The sequence below is a fragment of the Sphingobium fuliginis genome (genome assembly GCF_004152845.1).
Lineage (GTDB): Bacteria > Pseudomonadota > Alphaproteobacteria > Sphingomonadales > Sphingomonadaceae > Sphingobium > Sphingobium fuliginis.
The window spans coordinates 1-21,469 of record NZ_SEON01000006.1 but is presented as its reverse complement, the minus strand read 5'-3'; the positions used below and the strand labels follow the sequence as shown (position 1 = coordinate 21,469).

The window sequence follows — 21,469 nt, the reverse complement described above, 5'->3', positions numbered from 1 at the left end:
TCAACTTGAAATAAGGACGCATGACGGGAACAGGCCGGATGCGGCAAAAAGATCACGGATGGGGAGGATGACGGATGACGGATTTGCTGGGCGAAAAGGACAAGACGCCGCGCACCGCCCGCGGGGAAAGAACCCGCCGGGCGCTGTTGTCGGCGGCGGCCGAGGAGTTCGGGGAAAAGGGCTTCCACGAAGGGTCGATCAGCGGCATCACCCGGCGGGCAGGCTGCGCGCTGGGCAGCTTCTACACTTATTTCGACAGCAAGGACGACATCTTCCGCGCGCTGGTCGCGGATATGTCCGGACAGGTGCGGGACTATGTCGGGCCGCGCATCGCGCAGGCCCGCGACGGGATCGATGCCGAACGGCTGGGGCTGCTGAGCTTTCTGGAGTTCGCGCGGAGCCACAAGGAAATCTACCGCATCATCGATGAGGCGGAGTTCGTCGACCAGGCGGCCTATCGCACCCATTATGAGAGCACGGCGTCTCGGATATTGGTCCGGTTGCGCGAGGCGGCGGCGCGCGGGGAAGTCTCCGGCGAGCCGGATGAAATCCATGCCTGGGCGATCATGGGCATGAACGTGTTCCTGGGCCTGCGCTTTGGCGTTTGGGACGACAGCCGCCCCGTTCAGGAGGTGGCCGCGATCGCCAACGCGCTGATCGAGCGCGGAATCGGAAGCGGCGGCAGGGATGGAAATCCTGACAACGCCTGACGGCCAATCTCCATGAGTCCTGGAGGCATTCCACCCATGATCTCATCCGAATTTGCGCGAGATCATCCGGAATAGCCTTAAATTGTAGCAATTGAGCAACTATCTTCTTCCTACCGCAGTCGATCCTAATCCAGGTTGCATTCCAGCCAGCGTCCCTCAACCCCGATCGCGCGTTCAGCGGCAGCGCCGATCTTACTGCGGTTCGGCGCGACTTCTTCCTGTGAGGGGATCGAGCAATGCGAACCAATTCGGCTATCATCCACCGCGCCCTCTGCAATAGCTCTGCACTGACGGCCTGTCTGGCGAGCCTCAGCCTGATCGCCCCGGCGGCGGCGCAAAGCAGCACTGCGCAGCAGTCCGACACGCAGACCGCGCCCGGACAGGCCCCGGCCCCCACGACCAACTCCGCCGAACCGAGCGAGGGCGACACGATCGTCGTGACCGGGTCCATCCTGCGCACGACGACGGCAGCGACGCCATCGCCCATCACCGTCGTCAATGCCGAGACGCTGGAACAGCGCGGCATCAACACCACGCAGGAGGCGGTGCAGCGGCTGGCGTCGAACAACGGCCCCGCGCTCACCAACTCCTTTTCCGCCAATGGGGCCTTTGCCGCCGGCGCATCGGCGGTGTCGCTCCGTGGCCTCAGCACCAACTCGACGCTGGTCCTGTTCGACGGCCTGCGCGCGGCCTATTATCCGCTGGCGGACGATGCGACGCGCAATTTCGTCGACCTCAACACCATTCCCGACGACATCGTCGACCGGATCGAAGTGCTGCGCGACGGCGCGTCCTCCACCTATGGCGCGGACGCGATCGCGGGTGTCGTGAACGTCATCACGAAGAAGCAGATCACGGGCATATCCGGCCGGGCGGAAGCGGGCATCAGCCAGCGGGGCGACGGCGCCAATCACCGGCTCAGCCTGACGGCGGGCTGGGGCGATCTCGATGATCAGGGATTCAACGTCTATATCAGCGGTTTCTACTTCGATCAGGCGGCGCTCTATAACCGCGACCGGCGCTATCCCTATAATTCGCAGAACCAGTCGGGCATCTGCCGCGACGGCGTGTGCGGACCGTCCATCGGGCCGAATGGAGGATCGATCAATCCTTCGACAGGCGGCTATTCCGGTTTTTCGACCACCACCGACGCCAGCCTGTTCGCCACCACCTTCTTCGTGGCGCCGGCCGGTCCGGACAATGCCGCCGAAACCGGCCGCTACCAGTTCCTCAACCCCGCCGCCGGCTGCATCGCCGGGGAGACGCCTTATACGCTGACCCCACAGGAATTCGCGGCGGACGCGCGTGCGCCCGGAACCGTATGCCAGGGCGATCTCGTCAATCAATATGGCGTCATCTCTCCCAATATCGAAAGATGGGGCGGTTCCTTTCGGGCGACGGGACGGATCACCGACGACATAGAGGCCTATTTCCAGGCGAATTTCCTTCAGAGCAATGTGAGCTTCACCGGCCTGCCCGCCAGCATCCGCCGCAACGGCCCGGCCGGCATCAACTTTCCCCGCTTCAGCACGGCGGCCGCCGCTGGCGGCGCCAATTCCGTCGGTTCGCTTGTCCTTGCCCTGCCGGTCTATGTCTGCCCGCTGATCAATAACTTGCCCGATCCCAATTGCACCGCCGCCAATCCGGCTGCCCGGCTCAATCCGAACAATCCTTTCGCGGCGCAGGGGCAGGTGGCGCGCATATTGGGGCGCATACCCAATATCCAGGAATATAATGAGACCCGCAGCCGCACCTATCGCGCCGCTCTGGGCGTTACGGGCAAGTTGTGGGACGACTGGGACTTCGCGGTGAATGGCGTCGCAATGCGCACCGACCTGCGGCGGACGCAGAACGGTTATATCTATATCCAGAATCTTCTGAACGTGATTGCCGACGGCAGCTATGATTTCGTCAACCCTTATGCCAATAGTCAGGCGACGCTCGATTATCTGTCGCCAGACAATGTGACGGATGCCAATTCCCAGCTTTATGCCGTGGAGGCGACGCTCAGCGGCAATCTGTTCGACCTGCCAGGGGGACCGATGCAGATCGGCGGCGGGCTTTCGCTGCGCTATGAATCCATCGATGCGCCAAGCGCCAATTCGGACGTCAACGGGCCGACGCAGCGTTATTTCGTCCTCAACGCCTTCGGCACCAAGGGCCACCGGACGGTCCGTTCGGCCTTTGTCGAGCTGAATGCGCCGGTGCTGGAGTCGCTCGAGATCAACGCTTCGGGCCGCTATGACGATTATTCGAGCGGACAGCACGCCTTCTCTCCGAAGGTCGGGGCGAAGTTCACGCCGATCCGCCAGGTCGCGCTTCGCGGCACCTGGTCACGCGGCTTCCGCATCCCCAGCTTCGCGGAGGCCAACGCCATTCCGACGACCGGCTTCGTCACGGCCGCTCAATCGCTGTACAACGACGCCTTCCTGTCGCAATATGGCTGTTCCCTGGCGACCTTCAACAGCTGTCCGGCCTATATCAGCAGCGCCAGCTATGGCCAGACCACGCTGGCCAGCCCCGACCTGAAACCGGAACGGTCGACCAGCTTCACCGCCGGCATCGTCGTGGAGCCGATCCGGAACATTTCCCTCAGCATCGACTATTTCAACATCAAGAAGACCGGCGCGATCACCACGCCCAGCAACCGCCCGGCGCTACTCGCTTATTATGCGGGCCAGGTGGTGCCATCCGGCTATAATATCATCGCGGATGCGCCCGCGCCCGACTTTCCCGGCGCGACGCCGCGCGTGGCCTTCGTGCAGTCGCAGCTTATCAACGCCAACACCATCCGTTCGGAAGGACTGGACTTCGCCGCGAGGGCGCAGATCGACCTCGGCCCGGACATTCGCTTCACCTCGGCGCTGGAGGCGAGCTATATCATCAATCTCAGCACGACATTTCCGGACGGCACGACGGAATCCTATGAAGGAACGGCCGGCAACTTCAACCTGACCGCCGGATCGGGCACGCCGGAATGGCACGGCAACTGGCAGAATACGCTGGAATGGGGGAAATGGACGGTCAGCGCGACAGCCGAATATTTTGGCGGCTATAATCTTTCCGCCGCCGACCAGGGGACGGAGCCGGGCGATTGCGGCCTGCTTTCCGCGCCTTTCGTGAAGTGCGACGTGCCTGCCTATATCACGGTCGACCTGACGACCAGCTTCAAGGCGTCGGATCGCTTCACCTTCTACATCAATATACTCAACCTGTTCGACGATCTGCCGCCGATCGACCCCGTCACCTACGGCGCGAACAACTATAATCCGGTCCAGGGTGGACTGGGAATATTCGGGCGCTCCTTCCGGGCCGGCGCGCGGTTCACCTTCTGAGAGTTTGGGAGGACCGGAGGAGGAATTCTCCGGTCCGGGCCCGGCATCTTCATATCCGCCCCCTGCGATCATTCAGCTTTGCCCAGCCTGCGGCACCCCAATCCATGGTTGCGCGTTGATCCGGTACGAAGAAAAGCAGCGAGGATGCCATGATGAAAATCGGAAAGAAATGGATGCTTGCAACGGGCCTCATGCTTGCGCTTGGCGCCTGCACGACGGCAACCCCCTATCAGCCGGCCGGGCAGAGCCGCGCTGCCCCCGGCGGCTATGCCGACGAGCAGATCGAGGCGAATCGCTTTCGCGTGACCTTTTCCGGCAACAGCATGACATCGCGGGAGACGGTGGAGCGCTATCTGCTCTACCGCGCCGCGGAACTGACGCGCCAGCGCGGCTATGACTGGTTCGTCATGGCCGACCGCAATACCGAGAGGCGCAGCCGGACCTATGTCGACCGGCCGTTCGCGCCGGGCGCCTTCGGCTATTGGGGCCCATCCTGGCGCTATTATGGGCGCGGCTTCGGTTGGCGGAGCTGGGATCCCTATTGGGGCGATCCCTTCTGGGACAGCCGGATCGATGTGCGCACCGTGGACCGCTATGAGGCCAGTGCAGAAATCGTGATGGGCAGGGGCCGCAAGCCCGCAGATAATGTCCGCGCCTTCAGCGCCGAAGAAGTGATGACGAATCTGGGCCCCAATATCGTCCGGCCCAACTGACCGCAGGCGGAATAAAAAAGGGGCGGCAGCGCCATGGCGCTGCCGCCCCTTCTACGATCCGGCTTAGCAGCTGGAGTTGCGATCGATGGCGCGGCCCGCAAGTGCGCCGGCGCCCGCGCCGATGATCGTGCCGGGAGCCCGGTCGCCGCGGGTATCGACCGCGCGGCCCAGCAGCGCGCCCGCGACGCCGCCCAGCAGCAGGCCGGTCGTGCCGCCCGACTTGCGGCAGCGATAGCCGCGGTCGTCGCGATAGGAACGGTAGTCGCGATAGTCGCGGCGGTCGGAATAGCGAACCCGCTCGTGGCGATCATGGCGGTGCCAGCCGCCGTCGCGGGCGAAGGAAGTGGCCGGAACCGCCGCGGAAAGGGTCGCGGCAGCGGCAGCGATGGCGAGCATGGTCTTGCGAATGGTCATGACTGGTCTCCTCTTACCTCGTCGTTGACCGCCTTATTCCATGCCGCACATGCGCCAATCCTGAACCGGCTTGTTATCAATGGTTAAGCTGGGGGCCGGCGCTATGCGGCCCCGGTGCTGCCGCGCACGACAAGGGCGTGGGGCAACATCAGGCGGGATTGCGGCCCGGCGCTTTTCTTTCGGAAGGATGGGTCGACCAATATGTCGACGGCGGCGGCCGCCATTTCCGCCTTGGGCTGGCGGATGGTCGTGATCTGCGGCCAGGCCGCGCGCGAGGAGGCCGAATCGTCGAAGCCCGCGACGGACAGCGACTGGGGCACGGCTATGCCGAGTTTCATCGCGGTGATGAGGACGCCGAGCGCCATGTCGTCATTGCAGGCGAAGACGGCGCTTGGGCGGTCCGTCCGGTCCAGCAGCGCTTCCCCCCGTTCCAGGCCGGAGCGAAAACTGAAGTCGCCGCGCAGCACCGCATCTTCATCGACCGCAATGCCGGCCTCCGCCATGGCCGCGCGGAAACCTTCCTCCCGCCGGGCGGACGCGCTGTGGCTGAGCGGCCCCTGGACCAGGCCGATGTGGCGATGGCCAAGGCCGATCAGATAGGCGGTCATCTCCCGCGCCGCGCCGCGATCGTCCATGCGCACCGCGCCAGAATCGGGCGATTCGCCGGATGGGGCGATCAGCACATGGGGCACGTCGGATTCGCGGAACAGGTCGATCAGCTCAGCCGCATCGCAAATGGGCGGGGCGATGATCGCGCCATCCAACCGGAGGCTCGCTATGCTGGCGCGGACATGATCCTTCCAGTCCGGCCGGTTCAGCTCGACCGGCTCCACCACCAGATGATAGCTGCGTTCCCGGCATCGCAGCAGCGCCCCATGCTGCACATCTGCGGCATAGCCCGAAACGGGATCGTCGATGAACAGGCCAAGCAGATAGGAACGGGAACTGGACAGGCTGCGGGCAAAGGCATTGGGCCGGTAATTGAGTTCCGCCACCACGCGCTGCACCGCTTCCCTGATCTCGGGTCGGACATGGTCCTCCCCATTGATGACGCGCGAGACGGTCTTGGGGGAAACGCCGGCGCGGGCCGCGACGTCCTTGATCGTGACGGTACTCATGGGCGGGTCTCCTGCGGCCGCGCGCACAGGGCCGCGAACTGGGCGATGAAGGCATAGCAGGCGGCGGGCAGGATCAGCGCGGGCAGCAATGCCGTCGCATCCGCCAGCGCGCCGGTCAGCAGTGGAACGATGGCCCCGCCGACCACCGCCATGCACAGCCACATGGATGCGACCGGCGCCTGCCGTTCGTCTTCCGGCAGGGCGAGCGCGTAGATCGTCGGGTACATGATGGCGTTGCAAAGGCCCACGGCCAGCAGGGCGCTGGCGCCGGTGACGCCCGGCAGGACGATGGCGGCGGTCGTCAGGACGGCCGCCCCGAAGGACACGGCCATCAGCAGCCGCGCCTCCGCGATCCGCTGCATCGCCCATGCGCCCAGGAAACGCCCCACCATCGCGCCGCCCCAGTAGAGGCTGACCAGTTGACCGGCGAGAACAGGCGCCGCGTCCAGCCGGTCCGGCCGCATCAGGACGGTGGGCAGCAACGCGCCTATCGCCACCTCCGCGCCGACATAGACGAAGATCGACGCCGCGCCCCAGCGCAACCGGCGGGAGCGCATTACCCGGAACATCTGCCCGATGGAGGCGAATCGGCGCGATTCATCCTGCTCCAGCAAGGCGCGATTGCGGAAATAGGCGAAGGCCAGCAGTCCCGTGACCAGCGCCGTCCCCGTAAAGGGCAGGGCCGCGCCGACATGCCGCGCCGCCTGCGGGTCCAGCTCGCCAAGCAGCAGCGGCGCGCTGAGCAGCGGACCCAGGACGGTGCCGAACGAATTGAAGCCCTGAAGCAGCGTCAGCCGGCGCGCCGCGCCCCGCGAAGGTCCGATCACGGCCACGACGGTGTTGGACGCGATCTGAAGGAAGGTCTGCCCCGCCGAAACGAGCAGCAGCGCCCCCAGCACCATGGCGAAGGACAGGGCGTTCTGGGCCAGGGTCAGGGCCAGGCATCCCGCCGTGATCACCGCCAGGCCGGCGACGATGGCCCGCATGTAGCCGGCGCGCACGATCGACCAGGTGATCGGCAGCGCGAAGAGCATGTAGCTGGAATGAAAGGCAAGCTGGACCAGCAGCGCGCCCTTGTAGTCCAGGTCCAGCATCAGCTTGAGCTGCGGCACCAGCAGGCTGACGGACGATGTCAGGAAGCCCCCGGTGAAGAACACGCCGATGGACAGCCGGAAAAGCCGGCTGTCCACCTGCTCTTGATCGGAAAGGGGCGGGGATGACGTGACGGCCACCATGGAAAGAGGCTTTGGCTGAACCTTGGAGAATATAGTGAAGCCGCAAAGCCGTTCCGGCGCAATATGGCAATATATGACAACGATGTCAAAAATCATGTTGACATCGTTGTCAGGCTTGGGTCAATAGGCGCCCACAGACCATGTGGGTCCAGGGAGAGAGATGATGAAAAGCTTTGCGCTGGCCGCGAGCACCGCGCTTGCATCCGCAACCTTGTGGATGACCCCCGCCTTCGCACAGGATGCAGCGCCCCAGACGGCGCAGCCCGATTATGGCAGCGACATCATCGTGACGGCCACCCGTCGCGAAACCACGCTGCAATCCACCCCCATCGCCGTGTCCGCCTTCGGTCAGGCGCAGCTCGACCGGCAGCAGGTGAAGGACGTCACCGACCTCGCCCGCTTCGTCCCGTCGCTCCAGTTCAACCAGCAGGGCGACCAGTCGGCGGTGCTGCTGACGCTGCGCGGCATCGGCAACGACAGCGCCTATACCGAAGTGGCGGACCCCGAAGTCGCCATCTATGTCGACGGCATCTACTCGCCGCGCGCGCAGGGGGCGTCTGTGCTGATGTACGACATGGAGCGCGTCGAGGTGCTGCGCGGCCCGCAGGGCACCCTGTTCGGCCGCAACGCGACGGTCGGTGCGCTCAGCCTCATCTCCGCCAAGCCGAAGCTGGGCGAGTTCGGCGGCAATGTGGAGGTCGTCGCGGGTAATTACGACCGTCTGGGCGTGCGCGGCGCGATCAACATCCCGGTCACCGACACGCTGGCCTTCCGCGTCGCCTTCGTCACCGACCGGCATGACGGCTATGCCGATTTCCAGCCTGCGCCGGACGTGCCCGGCATCAACCGCTCGGCCTTCATCACCACCGGCAAGAAATATTATGCCGCCGACCAGCAGTCGGGCCGCGTCTCCATGCTCTGGCAGCCGAGCGAACGCTTTAGCTGGAACCTGTCGGCGGAAGGTTTCCTCGACAATGGCGCGCCGGTCATCGGCCTGCTCCAGACGCCGCGCCCCGGCACGAAGCGCTGGTCGACGCTCAGCGACACCGCGCCCGACACCGACCGCTATTCCGTCGCGGTGCGCAGCACCATGAACTACGATGTCACCGACGGCATCCAATTGAGCTATATCGCGGGCTGGTCGCGCATCGGCGGCTCGACGCAGACCGATGCGGACGCAGGCGCTCTGCCGCCGACGGGGCAGGTCGACGCGGACGGCAACGACCTGCCGCTCGGCGCCTTCGGGGAGAACCGGACGCTCTCCTCGCGCTACGATTTCCAGAGCCATGAGGTCCAGCTCAAGTCGACCGGCGAACAGGCGATCGACTGGATTTTGGGCGCCTATTACAGCCATGAGAAGAACCGCATCCGCTTCGACATCGACCAGCGGAACGGCTATCGCGACGGCACCTTCAGCTGGGCGGGCAGCTTCATCCAGGCGAATCGCCAGATCGACAGCCGCGCCGTCTTCGGCCAGGCGGTCTGGCATGTCAGCGACGCGCTGCGCGTCACGGGCGGCCTGCGCTACACCTCCGACAAGAAGGAGGATATCGGCGGGCGCAACGTGACCTTCTCCGGTTGCCCCGCGACCCTGCCCGCCGACGCGTGCCAGGGCGGCATCTTCGGCGCCTATCCGAACGCCACGGCGGATGAACTGGCCGCGCTGCTGCCCGGTTTCTCCATTTCCAGCAACGATGTGAAGGGCAAGTGGGACAAGCTCACCTATCTCGCCCGCGTCGATGCCGACCTGGCGGAGGATGTGCTGGGCTATGCCAGCATCAGCACCGGCTTCAAGTCGGGCAATATCCAGGACAATGCCGGCCTGACCGATCCGGAAACGCTCACCAACTATGAAGTCGGCCTGAAGTCGCGCTTCCTCGACCGGCGCGTCACGCTGAACCTCGCGGCCTATTATAGCGACTTCAAGGGCTATCAGGTGAACCAGGCCGTCACTTTCCGCGACGATGCGGGCAATGTCGTGCGCAGCCAGATGATCACCCAGAATGCGAAGGGCGCCAAGGCCTATGGTCTGGAGGCGGAAATGGTGGCGAACCTGACCGACAGCGACCGGCTGCAATTCTCCGGCACGCTCCAGAAGACCAAGCTGGAGGAACTGGAGAGCGTCGACGGGCGCCTCTACGACGGCGGCAAGCTGTCCTCCATCGCGCAGCTCAAGGGCAATGAACTGGCGCATGCGCCGCGCTTCTCCGCCACGCTCAGCTATGAGCATGATTTCGAACTGGCGAGCGGCGCGAAGATCACGCCCCGTTTCACCACCCATTATGAGACCAAGAGCTGGCTGAGCTACTTCAACGGCGATGCGAATCCCTTCGTCAATCCCAACGATCCGGCCGACAATATGCCGAACCGCGGCACCAACGGCACCGATTGGGACCGCCAGAAGGCCTATTTCCGTTCCGACGCATCGATCCGCTTCGCGTCGCCGGACCAGAAATATTCGGTCGAAGCCTTCGTCCAGAATATCGAGAATGGGAAGATCCGCACGGGCGCCGGTTCCTTCGGCGCGCCGCGCTACGACCCGGTATTCCTGTCCAACCTCCAGCCGCCGCGGACCTGGGGCGTGCGCGCCCGGGCCAACTTCTGACCGGCTGACGAGGAGAAGTTGAGATGACGGCCGACATTCCCTCCCCCGGTCGGATCGTCATCGTCGGCGGCGGAACGGCCGGATGGCTGTCCGCCGCCACCTTCTCCCGCACGCTGGGGATGCGCGACGTGACGCTGGTGGAATCCAGCGAGATCGGCATCATCGGCGTGGGCGAAGGGACCTTTCCCACCATCCGCTCGACCCTGGCGGGACTGGGCGTTGGGGAGGGGGAATTCCTCCGCTCCGCCGATGCGACCTTCAAGCAGGGCGTGCTGTTCGACGGCTGGGCCACGGGCGCGGACAGCTATTTCCACCCGTTCAACATGCCCATCGGCGGCGAGGATGAGGCGCTGCTGCCCCATTGGCTGGCGATGGAGGGACAGCGCGCTTCCTGGGCCGACAGCGTCACCGTGCAGGAACGGGTGATCCGCGCCGGGCGAGCGCCCAAGCGGGTGCAGGACCCGGATTTTTCCGGTCCGATGAACTATGCCTATCATTTCGACGCGGCGCGTTTCGCGGACTATCTGCGGACGATCTCGCTCGCCGCCGGTGTCCGGCGGATCGAGGGCATGGTGGCGCATGTCGAACAGCGGGAGGATGGCGACATCGCCGCCCTGACCCTCAGGGACGGGCGGCGGGTAGAGGGGGACATCTTCATCGACTGTTCCGGTTTCCGCGCCCTGCTGATCGGGAAGACGCTGGGCAGCGGCTTCGTCGGCTGCGGCGACACGCTGTTCAACGACCGCGCGCTGGCGATGCAGGTGCCCCATGACCGCCCGGACGCGCCGATCCGTCCCTATACGCTGGCGACCGCGCATGAGGCGGGCTGGACTTGGGACATCGGCCTCCCCGAACGGCGGGGCATCGGCTATGTCTATTCCAGCCGCCATTGCTCCGACGATGAGGCGGAAACCGTGCTGCGCCGCTATGTCAGGCCGGGCGGCGAGGCGCTGACCCCGCGCCAGCTTCGCTTCGCTACTGGTTATCGCGAGCGGCAATGGATCGGCAACTGCATCGCCATCGGCCTGTCGGCGGGTTTTTTCGAGCCGCTGGAATCGACCGGCATCATGCTGATCGAGGCGGCGCTGCGCATGGTGGGGGATTTCCTCCTGCCTGCCGGAAGCGCCAGCGACACCGCCGCCCGCAATGCCGCGGCGCGCCGCTTCAACAGGCTGATGACGGCGCGGTTCGAACGGATCGTCCGCTTCCTGAAGCTGCATTATTGCATTACCCGCCGCACCGACACGGCCTATTGGCGCGACAATGCCGATCCGGCCTCCATCCCGGCTGATCTGCAGGACCTGCTCGCCCAATGGCGGCACCGCCCGCCCTCGCGCTTCGATTTCACGGTCGATCTCGAAACCTTCCTGCCGCCCAGCTATCATTATATCCTCTACGGCATGGGTTTCGAAACCCGGCTGGCGGGCGGCATCGGCCGCTATCCCGGCGGGCAGGAGGCGCGGGCCGCCTTCGCCAGGGTGGCCGGGGCCTCCGGCGCCGCCGTCTCCCATCTTCCCGACCATCGTGCGCTGCTCGACCATCTGCGTGGGCGGCAACCCTCTGCAAGAGTATCCTGATGACGCGCAAACCGCTGATCGCTTCCCTGCTTCTTGGCGTCGCCGGCCTGGCCCATGCGCAGCCTTCCCCGCCGGTCCCCGCCGCCAGTGCCGGCAGCAACCGCGCCCTGTCGCCGGAAGCACGCGCCAGGGCGCTGGTGGCCGCCATGACCATCGAGGAGAAGCTGGCGATCATCCACGGCTATTTCCCGCCGCTCGCCCGGCCTTCCCAACCGATCGCCATGATCCCGTCCGCAGGGCACATCCCGGGCATCCCGCGCCTCGGCATCCCGACCCTGCGGGAGAGCGACGCGAGTCTGGGCGTCGCCAACCAGATCGAGCAGCGCAAGGGCGATACGGCGACGGCCCTGCCGGCCAGCCTCGCCACGGCGGCCACCTTCAACCCGGCGCTTGCCTATGCGGGCGGCGCGATGATCGGCGCGGAGGCGCGGGCCAAGACCTTCAACATCCTGCTCGCGGGCGGCGTCAACCTGACCCGCGATCCCTGGAACGGGCGGAATTTCGAATATCTGGGCGAAGATCCGCTGCTGGCCGGGGTGATGGCGGGCGAGCATATCAGGGGCGTGCAGAGTGCCCATATCGTCTCAACCATCAAGCATTTCGCGTTGAATTCGCAGGAAACCGGCCGCACCGTGCTGGACGCCCGGATCGACAGGGCGGCGCTGCGCGAAAGCGACCTGCTGGCCTTCCAGATCGCGACGGAGATCGGCGATCCCGCCTCCGTCATGTGCGCCTATAACAAGGTGAATGGCGATTATGCCTGCGAAAATGACTGGCTGCTCAACCAAGTCCTGAAGAGGGACTGGGGTTATAGGGGCTGGGTCATGTCCGACTGGGGCGCGGTCCATTCCACCGGGAAGGCGGCGCTGGGCGGGCTCGATCAGGAATCGGGGCAGGAACTGGACGATGCGATCCATTTCGGCAAGCCGTTCGAGGAGGCTGTGAAGGCCGGCCGGATTCCCGCGGCCCGGCTGGACGATATGGTGGAGCGCATCCTCCATGGCGTGATCGCCAGCGGCCTGATGGACGATCCCGTCCCGGAAAGCCCGCGCCAGATCGACTATGCCGCCCATGCCGACATCGCCCAGCGCGCGGCGGAGGAGGGCATCGTCCTGCTGAAGAATGAGGGCGATCTGCTGCCGCTGGCGAAAAGCGCGCGGCGGATCGTCCTGATCGGCGGCCATGCCGATGTCGGGGTGCTGTCGGGCGGCGGATCGTCGCAGGTCCGCTCCGTCGGCGGGGCTCCGGTCGAAATTCCGCTGACAAAGGGGGCCGCCGCCTCCTTCGCGCGGATGACCTGGCATGCTTCCTCGCCGCTGAAGGCGATCCGCGCACTCGTGCCGCAGGCGGAGGTCAGCTATGTCGACGGCGGCGACCCAAGGGCCGCGGCCGAAGCGGCGCGTCGGGCGGACCTCGCCATCGTCTTCGGCTGGCAATGGCAGACGGAGGCGCAGGACCCTGACAATATGCGCCTGCCGGACAATCAGGATGCGCTGATCGAAGCGGTCGCCACTGCCAACCGGAAGACCATCGTCGTGCTGGAGACGGGCGGCCCTGTGGAAATGCCCTGGATCGCGAAGGTGCCGGCGCTGGTGCAGGCCTGGTATCCCGGCCAGCGCGGCGGCGAAGCCATGGCGAATATCCTCTTCGGGGACGTCGCGCCTTCGGGCCGCCTGCCCATCACCTTCCCGGTGCGCGCCGGTCAGGCGCCGCGTCCGGAACCGGCGGGCCTAGCCGAACTGCACGCGGCCGAGGCCCGCCGGGACGCCGGGGACAAGACCAATTACGGCATGACCGGCGGCGTGGCGCCCTTTGCGGTCGATTATCCCGAAGGTGCGGAGGTCGGCTATCGCTGGTATGCGATGAAGGGCGTGAAACCGCTTTTCCCGTTCGGCCATGGCCTGACCTATACCAGCTTCACCTATGCCAATCTGGCGGTGCAGGACGGCGCGGCGCTGACCGTCAGCTTCGACGTGACCAATGCGGGCAGCCGTGCGGGCGCGGACGTTCCGCAACTTTATGTGCAGGCGAAGGGGAGCGCAGGCATCGCCGCCTGGCGGCTTGCCGGCTTCGACAAGCTCAGCCTGTCGCCCGGCGAGACCCGGCGCGTCACCATGACCGTCGACCCACGCCTGATCGCGCGCTTCGAGGAAGGGAGGGGCTGGCGGCTCGACGGCGGCAACTATGCGCTGGCGGTGGGGCATCATGCGGGCGACGCCGCGCTGAAGGGCGTGGCGAGGCTTAATGCCAAGAGCCTGAAGCCCTGATGGGGGCGGTTGGCCCAAGTGCAGAATGTGCTCCTGCCTCCGCGGGAACGCATTGATGCCCGGACAGAAAAAATTCCGCTATTTCGCCAGCATGAAGGCGACCTTATTCCAGGAGACGACATGACCATCGGCCTTTCGCCCGTTTCCCTGACCGTCCTGACGGTCCTGCTCGCGGCATCCGCGGCGGCGCAGCAGCCCGCGGCCTCGGTTGCGCATCCCGAACTCTGGCCCAGGGTGGATGCCCAGCCCAAGCGCGACCCGGCCGTGGAAAGGCGCGTCGACGCATTGCTGAAGGCCATGTCGGTCGAGGACAAGGTCGGCCAGCTCATCCAGGTCGACATCGGCTCCATCACCCCCGCCGACGTGCGGACATACAAGGTCGGATCGGTCCTGAACGGCGGCAATAGCGGCCCTTATGGCGACGAATATGCTTCGCCCGCCAAATGGTTGAAACTGGCGGACGAATTCTATGAAGCCTCCATGTCCCGGAGCGACAGGGGCCCGAAAATCCCGATCATCTGGGGCACCGATTCCGTCCACGGCAACAACAACATCGTCGGCGCGACGCTCTTCCCGCACAATATCGGCCTGGGCGCGGCGCGCGACCGCGATCTCATCCGGGAGATCGGGCGCGTGACGGCGCTGGAGACGGCGGCGGCGGGGCTCGACTGGACCTTCGCGCCGACGCTGGCGGTGGTGCAGGACGACCGCTGGGGCCGCACCTATGAAAGCTATTCGGAGGAGCCGCAGATCGCCGCCGACTATGCCGGCGCGATGATCGAGGGCGTGCAGGGCAAGGCCGGCACCAGGGATTTCCTCGCGCCCGATCATCTGATCGCCACCACCAAGCATTTTCTGGGCGATGGCGGCACCGGCGGACGCGACCAGGGCGATACGCGCGTGTCGGAGGAGGTGCTGCGCGACGTGCATCTGGGCGGCTATCCCGCGGCGATCGAGGCGGGCACGCAATCGGTCATGGCCAGCTTCTCAAGCTGGAACGGCGCCAAGATGAGCGGCAACAAGTCGCTGCTGACCGACGTGCTGAAGGATCGCATGGGTTTCGACGGCTTCGTCGTGGGGGACTGGAACAGCCATGGGCAGGTGCCGGGCTGCTCCAATGAGGATTGCCCGCAGGCGATCAATGCCGGGCTCGACATGTTCATGTATTCGGGGCCGGGCTGGAAACAGCTTTACGACAACACGCTGCGGGAGGTGAGGGCGGGCACGATCCCGATGGCGCGGCTGGACGACGCCGTGCGGCGCATCCTGCGGGTGAAGATCCGCGCCGGGACGTTCGAGCGGGGGCGCCCCTCCACCCGCGCCTTTGCCGGCAAGTTCGACGCCATCGGCTCCGCCGGCCATCGCGCCGTCGCCCGGCGCGCCGTGCGGGAATCGCTGGTGCTGCTGAAGAATGAAGGCGTCCTGCCGCTCAAGGCCAATGCCGACATCCTCGTCGCGGGCGAGGCGGCCGACAGCATCAGCCAGCAGGCGGGCGGCTGGTCGATCACCTGGCAGGGGATCGACGTGCCCAATTCGGCCTTTCCCAACGCCCAGTCGGTCTGGAAGGGGATAGAAGAGACGGTGAAGGCCGGCGGCGGCACGGCGCGCTACGCCCCCGACGGCCGCTTCACGCAAAAGCCGGACGCCGCCATCGTCGTCTTCGGGGAAAAGCCCTATGCGGAGTTCAAGGGCGACGTTCCCAATCTGGAATACAGCCCCGGCGACAAGCGCGATCTGGAGATGCTGCGCCGCTTCAAGGCGGCGGGCGTGCCGGTGGTGGCGGTTTTCCTTTCCGGTCGGCCGCTTTGGGTGAATGCGGAACTCAACGCATCCGACGCCTTCGTCGCGGCCTTCCTGCCGGGAAGCGAGGGCGGCGGCGTGGCCGATATGCTGTTCGCCGGCGCGGACGGGAAGCCGCGCCATGATTTCCGCGGGAAGCTGAGCTTTTCCTGGCCGAAACGCCCGGACCAATATGTGCTGAACCGCCGCGATCCGGGCTACGATCCGCTTTTCCCCTTCGGCTATGGCCTGAGCTACGCCCGGCCCGGCAAAGTAGGGACGCTGGACGAGAGCCGCCCCGCCGGCATGGCGGCGGCGACGCCCGGCACCTTCTATGGACGCGGCCAGACGCCGCCCGGCTGGGCCATAGAGGCGGAGGGCGTCACACAGAGCGGCGTCGACCGCCGCGCGCAGGAGGACAGCCGTCGCTTCGTATGGAAGGGGGCAGGGCAGGTCGCCTTCGTCGCCCCCCGCGCCTTCGACCTCTCGCGCGAGAGCAACGGAGAGATCAGCCTGGTCGTCGAATATCGGGTGGACGCAAAGCCGGCGGGGAAGATGACCGTCGGCCTGCAAAGCGGGCAGAGCACGGTCGAACTGCCGATCGGCGGCGCATTGTCCTCCGCAAAGCCCGGGGAATGGTCTCGGCTCGTCGTTCCGCTGCAATGCTTCGCCAAGCGCGGCGCGGACATGCAGGCGGTCACCGCGCCGCTCGTGCTGCGATCCAACGGCGCTGCCGACATCAGCATTTCGGACGTGAAGCTGGACTATGTCAGCGTGCCGATGGACGCCTGTGGCGACGCGGCGCCGCACTGAGGGGAAGGAGCGATAAAGCAGGTTAAACCCTATTCGGTTGTCGCCCTGTGGTGAGGATACCGTCCGGACATGGCACGTTGAGACCCTCGAAGCAGGAGATCGACATGCAGAATGACGGACAGCGCGGCGAATCGACCCAGGACCCGGCGGAGGGCCGCAATGACGTGCCGCCGCCGGAAAAGGGTTCGCCCGGCGGCGATGCGGGCCAGGCCGACGATGAAGCGGCGGAGCGCGTGGAGAAAGCCGAGGACAGCGATCCCAATCCATTGGCGCCGCCCGTCAATACGGAAGCGGGCAGCTAGAGCAGATGGAGTCATCTGCTGGCTCGGAAAACGCGATAAACACAAACCTAGAGCAGTCGAGCCGATGCAATCGGATCGGAATCTGCTTTGGATATGGTGCGGAACTGCCCGTGCTGAGCCCGTCGAAGGGCGGGGCCGGTTTTCCGCCTGAAAGGATGCGATAACGGAAATTCGGATGCGCGTGCCCCGCCTCCTGCCTGACGCAGGGCGCTCCAGCCAAATGCTTCATCAACCGGAGAGCAGCGGGTAACGCATGCGCCAGTCGTCCAGCAGCGCCTCGATCGCGGCGATTTCCTGAAAGCTTCCGGTCGGCGCGGCGGCCCAGTTGCAATGCGGATGCGTCGCGCGGCTATAGAGCCGGATCGGCCCCACCAGCCTGCGCCAATGATGTTTGCTGCGTCCATGATCGCGCACCAGACGGGCGACGATCAGTTCGACGAGTTTGTCAGCCGTCATTCTCTTTTCCCTCGGCGCAAGGCCATTGTCCCGGCAGTTCCAGATAAGCCTCCAGCTCCCGCCAGTGCCGGTCCCATCCGGGTCCGCGCCGTTCTTCCGGCACATGGGCCTCCACCATGCGCCTGGCCCGCGCCACGACATTGCCGGCGGGTGCGCGCAAACGGTCGAGAATGTCCCTGATGCCGTCTGTCATGAAGATCGCCGCCGCATCCATCGCTGATAGGAGCAGGCGTGCCGGCTTTCAACTTTCCCGAACCGACTGGCCCGCCTGACCTCGATCAGGCAGAGGGAGCGCGCCTTTCGGTTCGTCGCGCAGCGGCAACAGCAGTCCGCAAAACATCCATCCACTATTGTCAATCATAATGATAGAGAATATGTCATGGGCAGGAGGTTTCCCATGCGCCCATATGCCCCTGAACTGACCGCTTCCGCGACGATCCTGACCGTGCCTGGCCTGATGAACAGCGGGCCGGGGCATTGGCAGACGATCTGGGAAGCCGAACTGCCCAATTGCCACCGCGCCGAACTGGGCAGTTGGGACGCCCCGCAGCGCAATAGCTGGATCGGCAATCTCAACCATGCGATCGATCGCATCGATGGCCCGGTCATTCTGGCCGCCCATAGCCTGGGCTGCCACGCCGTGACCTGGTGGGCCGCGTTCGAATGCCGCGAATGGAGCGAAAAGATCGTCGGAGCCCTGCTGGTGGCGCCGCCTGAACTCGAATCGGGCGCCGTCGACTCCCGCCTGCGCGGCTTCGCGCCGACGCCCAAGGCGCTGCTGCCTTTCCCCTCGATCCTCGTAGCCAGCCGCAACGATCCCTATATCTCCTTCAGCCGGGCGAGGCTGCTCGCGCAATTCTGGGGCAGCCGTTTTGCCGACGCGGGAGAGGCGGGGCACATCAACGCCGATTCCGCGCTGGGCGATTGGACGTTCGGACGATTCCTGCTGTCCCGGCTCGGTCAGCCTTTCGAAGATCAGGGAATGGATGGCCAGCGCATCGCCGGCGAGCGGGAACGCAGCGCGGAGGCGACGCTGCTTTACGGCGTCTGACCATTGCCTTCCTGTTGTTGAATGGCCGCTGGACGGAGGCGAAGCGGCGCGGTTGAGCTCTCCGCCGGCCTTCGCCTGTTCCTCCTCCCCACGCTTCGCGCGGGGAGGATGTCCGTTTGAAACGATGCGGCGACAGAAATGTCGAGCGCGCGGCCAGCGTCCGCTTCAACGCGGCGCGCCCTAAAACTTGACCTTCATCCCCAGGCGCACGGTCCGGGGCTCCACGACCCGGCTCAACCGCCCTTCCTGCGGACCCGTCATGTCGAAAGCGGGAATATAGGACTCGTAAAAATAAGCGATGTCCTTGTCCCGGCTGTCGAAGATATTCAGCAGCTCCCCATAAAGTTCGATCCGCTTGCCCTTCCACGCGCCGCGGGCGTTCACCACCGTGCTCCCCTTGTCCCGCACGCTATTGTCCTCGATCAGCGGATAAGGCCCCAGATGCCGCACCCGCAGGCTCGTCTCCCAGCGCCCCAGCACGACAGCCACGCCCGCCGAAGCGGCATTTTCGAAGGCATTGGGAATCCGGTCCCCATTGTCGTAGCGCGAATGGCTGGCGGTATAATTGCCGTCCAGCGCCAGCCAGGGCAGCGGCCGCCAGAAGGCGACGATCTCATAGCCATGCCGCTTGCTGGCGCCGGTCGGCTCGACCGCGTTGCTATCCCCGACGAAGCGCAATTCGCTGCCCACATTCAGCCACCAATAGGTCGCCGTCAGGCTGGCCGAACCGATCTGGACCCGCCCGCCCAGCTCCTTGCCGGTGCCGCGCACCAGCACCGGGACAGGCGTGTCGACATTCACCGCCCCCCGCACATCGTTGCTGTGGAAGCCACGGCCCCAATTGGCGTAGAGTTCCAGCGCGGGCGCGACCCGATAGGCGAGCGACGCCTTGGGCGACAACAGGCTGTCCGACCCCTTGCCTTCGCCCAGAGCGGCGGCGGCGGCATCCCTTGCCCGCACCGCATAGCGATAATGATCGCCGCGTAGTCCGCCCGTCACGCGCAGGCCGGGCAGCGGCTGCCACGTCACGTCGCCATAAAGCGCCAGCGACAGTTCCTCGACATGATAGCGGCCGAGCGAGGAGAGGAAGGCCCGGTCGGCGGTGCGCGACACCCCGACATTGCCCATATGATCATAGCGATCCTCCGTCCCGACGCCGAAGTCCAGCGTGGACCCCAGCGACCAGCGCTTCTCCGCCGTCGCGCCGATAATCCAGCGGCGGTCATATTGGCGGATCTGCGCGCTGCTGCCGTCCGGATCGGCATAGGTCGGGTTGGAATACATCGACCAGTCATAATATTGCGCATAGCCATTGGCGCGCCAGTCCGCCTGCGTCACCGCGACATTGCCGACGAGGCGCGTCGTCGCCCCCCGCGCCGAGGGATCGGGCGAGCAGAACATATCCGCACAGACCGGCGATCCGACGATCCGTTCCGGAATCTGCTCGGTCGGCCGCCATGTCGCGCGATAGGCATGCAGCGTTGCCTCCACCGCCCCCGCCCGATATTTGGCGAAACCGGCATAATGGCGCAGATGCTCCGGCTCCTCCCATGGCCCGTCATAGGCCTTGGCCTGCGCCACCAGCGTCAGTTCGCCCGGCCCGAAGCCCTTGATCGTGCCCCCCGCCGCGATCCGCCGCGAACCGTAGGAGCCGCCCTCCACCGACATCCACGGCCGGTCGAACCCGTCGATCGTCTTCATATAGGCGGCGCCCGCCAGCGCGAAGTCGCCGCCATCGGCGCGATAGGGGCCTTTCCGGAAATCCTCCCGCGCGATGATCTCCGGGATCAGGCCGTTCAGGTCCAGATAACCCTGCCCATGCCCGTGCGAGCGGAAATTCATCTGCACCCCGTCAATATAGGTGGTGAAGTCAGACCCATGATCCAGGTTGAAGCCGCGCAGGAAATATTGGTTCGCCTTGCCGCTCCCCGAATGTTGCGCCGCGACCATGCCCGGCACCGCCTCCAGCAGTTCCGCCACGCGCAGCAGCGGGCGGACCAGCAGGTCGGACCCGGCGACACTCCCCTCGCTCGCCGCCTGGGCGACGCCGATCTTCGCCTCGCCCCGGCCGAAGACGATGATCTCCGCCTCCGGCGCCTCCGTCTCCGCCAGAGCCGGGACCGCATGTGCCGCGATCAAACCCGCAGCCATTATCTTCCATTGCATTCGCATTCCTTCCGGCGTCTCGCGACATCCGGCGGAGCCTGACCGCCAGACGACGGCCGGCGCGCAGGGACGGCCGGACGCCAAAAGCGACCGTTCCCGCGAACCGATGCGGCCTCCACCGCTCGTTCGTCGCTCAGACGGAAAGACACCGTGCCGCGGCCATCCCCTGGGCCAGGGCAAGAGCGACCAGACGCCGGCAGGTCTCCTGGCTCGCGGGTCGTCGCATCGATGCAAGGCCTTCCCAGGCCTCGCAGGATTTAGCGTCCGGCCCAGTGGCTGGCGGCGGAAGCCTCGCTCCGCCGCGCATATGCATCGCGCTCACCGCTTACAGTTGCAGGGACAGCCGCGGCTTGGGGAGGTTGCCCTCCCGCACCGCATTCCCCTTTAAGCCCCGTTCGGGGCACCGGCGCGATCATTGCGGGAGACGATATGTCCCCCGCGCCTTCTCGTTACACGCGGTGACGCCCCGCTTGCAAGAGGCTCTTCGTACTCCAGCAAAGGGCGGAGACCAGCTTCGCCGTCGCCCGCATCCACCAGGCATCTACAAGCGACATTCGCATCTGCGGCATGATCAAATACAGCAAAATCAACGGGTTGTCCGTGACCATGCGACTTTTTTCCGGGAATTTCCAAAAACTGTCATTTTTGGGGTTGCCTGAATCTCCTGGCCCACCTAGATGCCCGTTCACCGGACGGGACGACGCCACTGAGGCGCTGAACTGGACGGTCGCCAACAGGTACGGACGCTGGTCTCCCAGAACGCAAGGAACGGGGTAGGATAGCTGTCCGGTATGGTTGTCGGCTCTTTGACATTGTTGATTGATGAAGGGACATGTGGGCGGCGGCTCCGGGTTCTTGTGGCTTCTAGGCGCAGGATACTCGGTTAAATTAGCCATCCTCACAATGTCCTTACACACCATGTAAGATT

16 protein-coding genes and 1 riboswitch are annotated in these 21,469 nt (G+C 65.5%); of the genes, 9 read left to right on the top strand and 7 right to left on the bottom strand.

Going from position 1 to position 21,469, the window contains the following annotated elements:
• Window positions 1–74 precede the first annotated feature (74 nt).
• The 3 genes from EWH10_RS14725 to EWH10_RS14715 all read left to right on the top strand — a co-directional run bounded on the left by EWH10_RS14725 (window position 75) and on the right by EWH10_RS14715 (window position 4,758).
• Window positions 75–710, top strand: coding sequence for a TetR/AcrR family transcriptional regulator (locus EWH10_RS14725; RefSeq protein WP_025549208.1), 636 nt, complete (start codon window positions 75–77; stop codon window positions 708–710).
• Between the two features lie 236 nt (window positions 711–946).
• A complete protein-coding gene (locus EWH10_RS14720) occupies window positions 947–4,045 on the top strand; it encodes a TonB-dependent receptor plug domain-containing protein (RefSeq protein WP_025549207.1) in 3,099 nt (1,032 codons plus the stop codon).
• A gap of 149 nt (window positions 4,046–4,194) precedes the next feature.
• Window positions 4,195–4,758, top strand: coding sequence for a CC0125/CC1285 family lipoprotein (locus EWH10_RS14715; protein WP_161942146.1), 564 nt, complete (start codon window positions 4,195–4,197; stop codon window positions 4,756–4,758).
• A 63-nt stretch (window positions 4,759–4,821) separates the two neighbouring features.
• Here the strand turns inward: EWH10_RS14715 and EWH10_RS14710 are convergent, their stop codons facing one another.
• The 3 genes from EWH10_RS14710 to EWH10_RS14700 form a co-directional block, all read right to left on the bottom strand.
• Window positions 4,822–5,172, bottom strand: a complete 351-nt coding sequence (locus EWH10_RS14710; protein WP_025551033.1) for a glycine zipper 2TM domain-containing protein — start codon at window positions 5,170–5,172, stop codon at window positions 4,822–4,824.
• Between the two features lie 101 nt (window positions 5,173–5,273).
• On the bottom strand, window positions 5,274–6,290 hold the full coding sequence (locus EWH10_RS14705) for a LacI family DNA-binding transcriptional regulator (protein WP_025551035.1): 1,017 nt from the start codon (window positions 6,288–6,290) through the stop codon (window positions 5,274–5,276).
• The gene (locus EWH10_RS14700) at window positions 6,287–7,525 is read right to left on the bottom strand and encodes an MFS transporter (protein WP_065846438.1); all 1,239 of its coding nucleotides are present in this window, start codon (window positions 7,523–7,525) and stop codon (window positions 6,287–6,289) included. Before EWH10_RS14700 ends, EWH10_RS14705 begins: the two co-directional genes overlap by 4 nt.
• A gap of 160 nt (window positions 7,526–7,685) precedes the next feature.
• Here EWH10_RS14700 and EWH10_RS14695 point away from each other — a divergent pair, with 160 nt between their 5' ends.
• From EWH10_RS14695 to EWH10_RS14675, 5 genes are all read left to right on the top strand, one after another.
• Window positions 7,686–10,130 carry a TonB-dependent receptor gene (locus EWH10_RS14695; protein ID WP_065846435.1) on the top strand — a complete coding sequence of 815 codons (2,445 nt, stop codon included), beginning with the start codon at window positions 7,686–7,688 and terminating at the stop codon, window positions 10,128–10,130.
• 23 nt (window positions 10,131–10,153) lie between these two features.
• The gene (locus EWH10_RS14690) at window positions 10,154–11,707 is read left to right on the top strand and encodes a tryptophan halogenase family protein (protein WP_025551041.1); all 1,554 of its coding nucleotides are present in this window, start codon (window positions 10,154–10,156) and stop codon (window positions 11,705–11,707) included.
• On the top strand, window positions 11,707–13,974 hold the full coding sequence (locus tag EWH10_RS14685; RefSeq protein ID WP_044661141.1) for a beta-glucosidase family protein: 2,268 nt from the start codon (window positions 11,707–11,709) through the stop codon (window positions 13,972–13,974). The genes EWH10_RS14690 and EWH10_RS14685 overlap by 1 nt, the downstream gene beginning before the upstream one ends.
• Window positions 13,975–14,094: 120 nt before the next feature.
• On the top strand, window positions 14,095–16,566 hold the full coding sequence (locus tag EWH10_RS14680; protein ID WP_025551045.1) for a glycoside hydrolase family 3 protein: 2,472 nt from the start codon (window positions 14,095–14,097) through the stop codon (window positions 16,564–16,566).
• Window positions 16,567–16,670: 104 nt separating this feature from the next.
• Window positions 16,671–16,868 (top strand): hypothetical protein, encoded by a 198-nt coding sequence (locus EWH10_RS14675; RefSeq protein ID WP_025551047.1) that lies wholly within the window; start codon window positions 16,671–16,673, stop codon window positions 16,866–16,868.
• 228 nt (window positions 16,869–17,096) lie between these two features.
• Here the strand turns inward: EWH10_RS14675 and EWH10_RS14670 are convergent, their stop codons facing one another.
• Together EWH10_RS14670 and EWH10_RS14665 are read right to left on the bottom strand one after the other, a co-directional pair.
• Window positions 17,097–17,324 carry a hypothetical protein gene (locus EWH10_RS14670; protein ID WP_025551049.1) on the bottom strand — a complete coding sequence of 76 codons (228 nt, stop codon included), beginning with the start codon at window positions 17,322–17,324 and terminating at the stop codon, window positions 17,097–17,099.
• On the bottom strand, window positions 17,314–17,517 hold the full coding sequence (locus EWH10_RS14665) for a hypothetical protein (protein ID WP_048575535.1): 204 nt from the start codon (window positions 17,515–17,517) through the stop codon (window positions 17,314–17,316). Before EWH10_RS14665 ends, EWH10_RS14670 begins: the two co-directional genes overlap by 11 nt.
• Before the next feature lie 204 nt (window positions 17,518–17,721).
• Here EWH10_RS14665 and EWH10_RS14660 point away from each other — a divergent pair, with 204 nt between their 5' ends.
• Window positions 17,722–18,375, top strand: coding sequence for an RBBP9/YdeN family alpha/beta hydrolase (locus EWH10_RS14660; RefSeq protein WP_044661142.1), 654 nt, complete (start codon window positions 17,722–17,724; stop codon window positions 18,373–18,375).
• Window positions 18,376–18,555: 180 nt separating this feature from the next.
• Here the strand turns inward: EWH10_RS14660 and EWH10_RS14655 are convergent, their stop codons facing one another.
• Window positions 18,556–20,541 (bottom strand): TonB-dependent receptor, encoded by a 1,986-nt coding sequence (locus tag EWH10_RS14655; RefSeq protein ID WP_044661143.1) that lies wholly within the window; start codon window positions 20,539–20,541, stop codon window positions 18,556–18,558.
• A 178-nt stretch (window positions 20,542–20,719) separates the two neighbouring features.
• Window positions 20,720–20,964, bottom strand: a riboswitch (cobalamin riboswitch).
• Window positions 20,965–20,990: 26 nt separating this feature from the next.
• On the bottom strand, window positions 20,991–21,469 hold a 479-nt coding region (locus tag EWH10_RS14650; protein ID WP_207212589.1), incomplete at its 5' end, for a hypothetical protein.

Coding starts and splice junctions, on each gene's coding strand:
- EWH10_RS14725 (WP_025549208.1), top strand. CDS start 75: ATGACGGATTTGCTGGGCGAAAAGGACAAGACGCCGCGCACCGCCCGC.
- EWH10_RS14680 (WP_025551045.1), top strand. CDS start 14,095: ATGACCATCGGCCTTTCGCCCGTTTCCCTGACCGTCCTGACGGTCCTG.
- EWH10_RS14720 (WP_025549207.1), top strand. CDS start 947: ATGCGAACCAATTCGGCTATCATCCACCGCGCCCTCTGCAATAGCTCT.
- EWH10_RS14705 (WP_025551035.1), bottom strand. CDS start 6,290: ATGAGTACCGTCACGATCAAGGACGTCGCGGCCCGCGCCGGCGTTTCC.
- EWH10_RS14675 (WP_025551047.1), top strand. CDS start 16,671: ATGCAGAATGACGGACAGCGCGGCGAATCGACCCAGGACCCGGCGGAG.
- EWH10_RS14690 (WP_025551041.1), top strand. CDS start 10,154: ATGACGGCCGACATTCCCTCCCCCGGTCGGATCGTCATCGTCGGCGGC.
- EWH10_RS14665 (WP_048575535.1), bottom strand. CDS start 17,517: ATGACAGACGGCATCAGGGACATTCTCGACCGTTTGCGCGCACCCGCC.
- EWH10_RS14700 (WP_065846438.1), bottom strand. CDS start 7,525: ATGGTGGCCGTCACGTCATCCCCGCCCCTTTCCGATCAAGAGCAGGTG.
- EWH10_RS14715 (WP_161942146.1), top strand. CDS start 4,195: ATGATGAAAATCGGAAAGAAATGGATGCTTGCAACGGGCCTCATGCTT.
- EWH10_RS14660 (WP_044661142.1), top strand. CDS start 17,722: ATGCGCCCATATGCCCCTGAACTGACCGCTTCCGCGACGATCCTGACC.
- EWH10_RS14710 (WP_025551033.1), bottom strand. CDS start 5,172: ATGACCATTCGCAAGACCATGCTCGCCATCGCTGCCGCTGCCGCGACC.
- EWH10_RS14670 (WP_025551049.1), bottom strand. CDS start 17,324: ATGACGGCTGACAAACTCGTCGAACTGATCGTCGCCCGTCTGGTGCGC.
- EWH10_RS14695 (WP_065846435.1), top strand. CDS start 7,686: ATGATGAAAAGCTTTGCGCTGGCCGCGAGCACCGCGCTTGCATCCGCA.
- EWH10_RS14655 (WP_044661143.1), bottom strand. CDS start 20,541: ATGCAATGGAAGATAATGGCTGCGGGTTTGATCGCGGCACATGCGGTC.
- EWH10_RS14685 (WP_044661141.1), top strand. CDS start 11,707: ATGACGCGCAAACCGCTGATCGCTTCCCTGCTTCTTGGCGTCGCCGGC.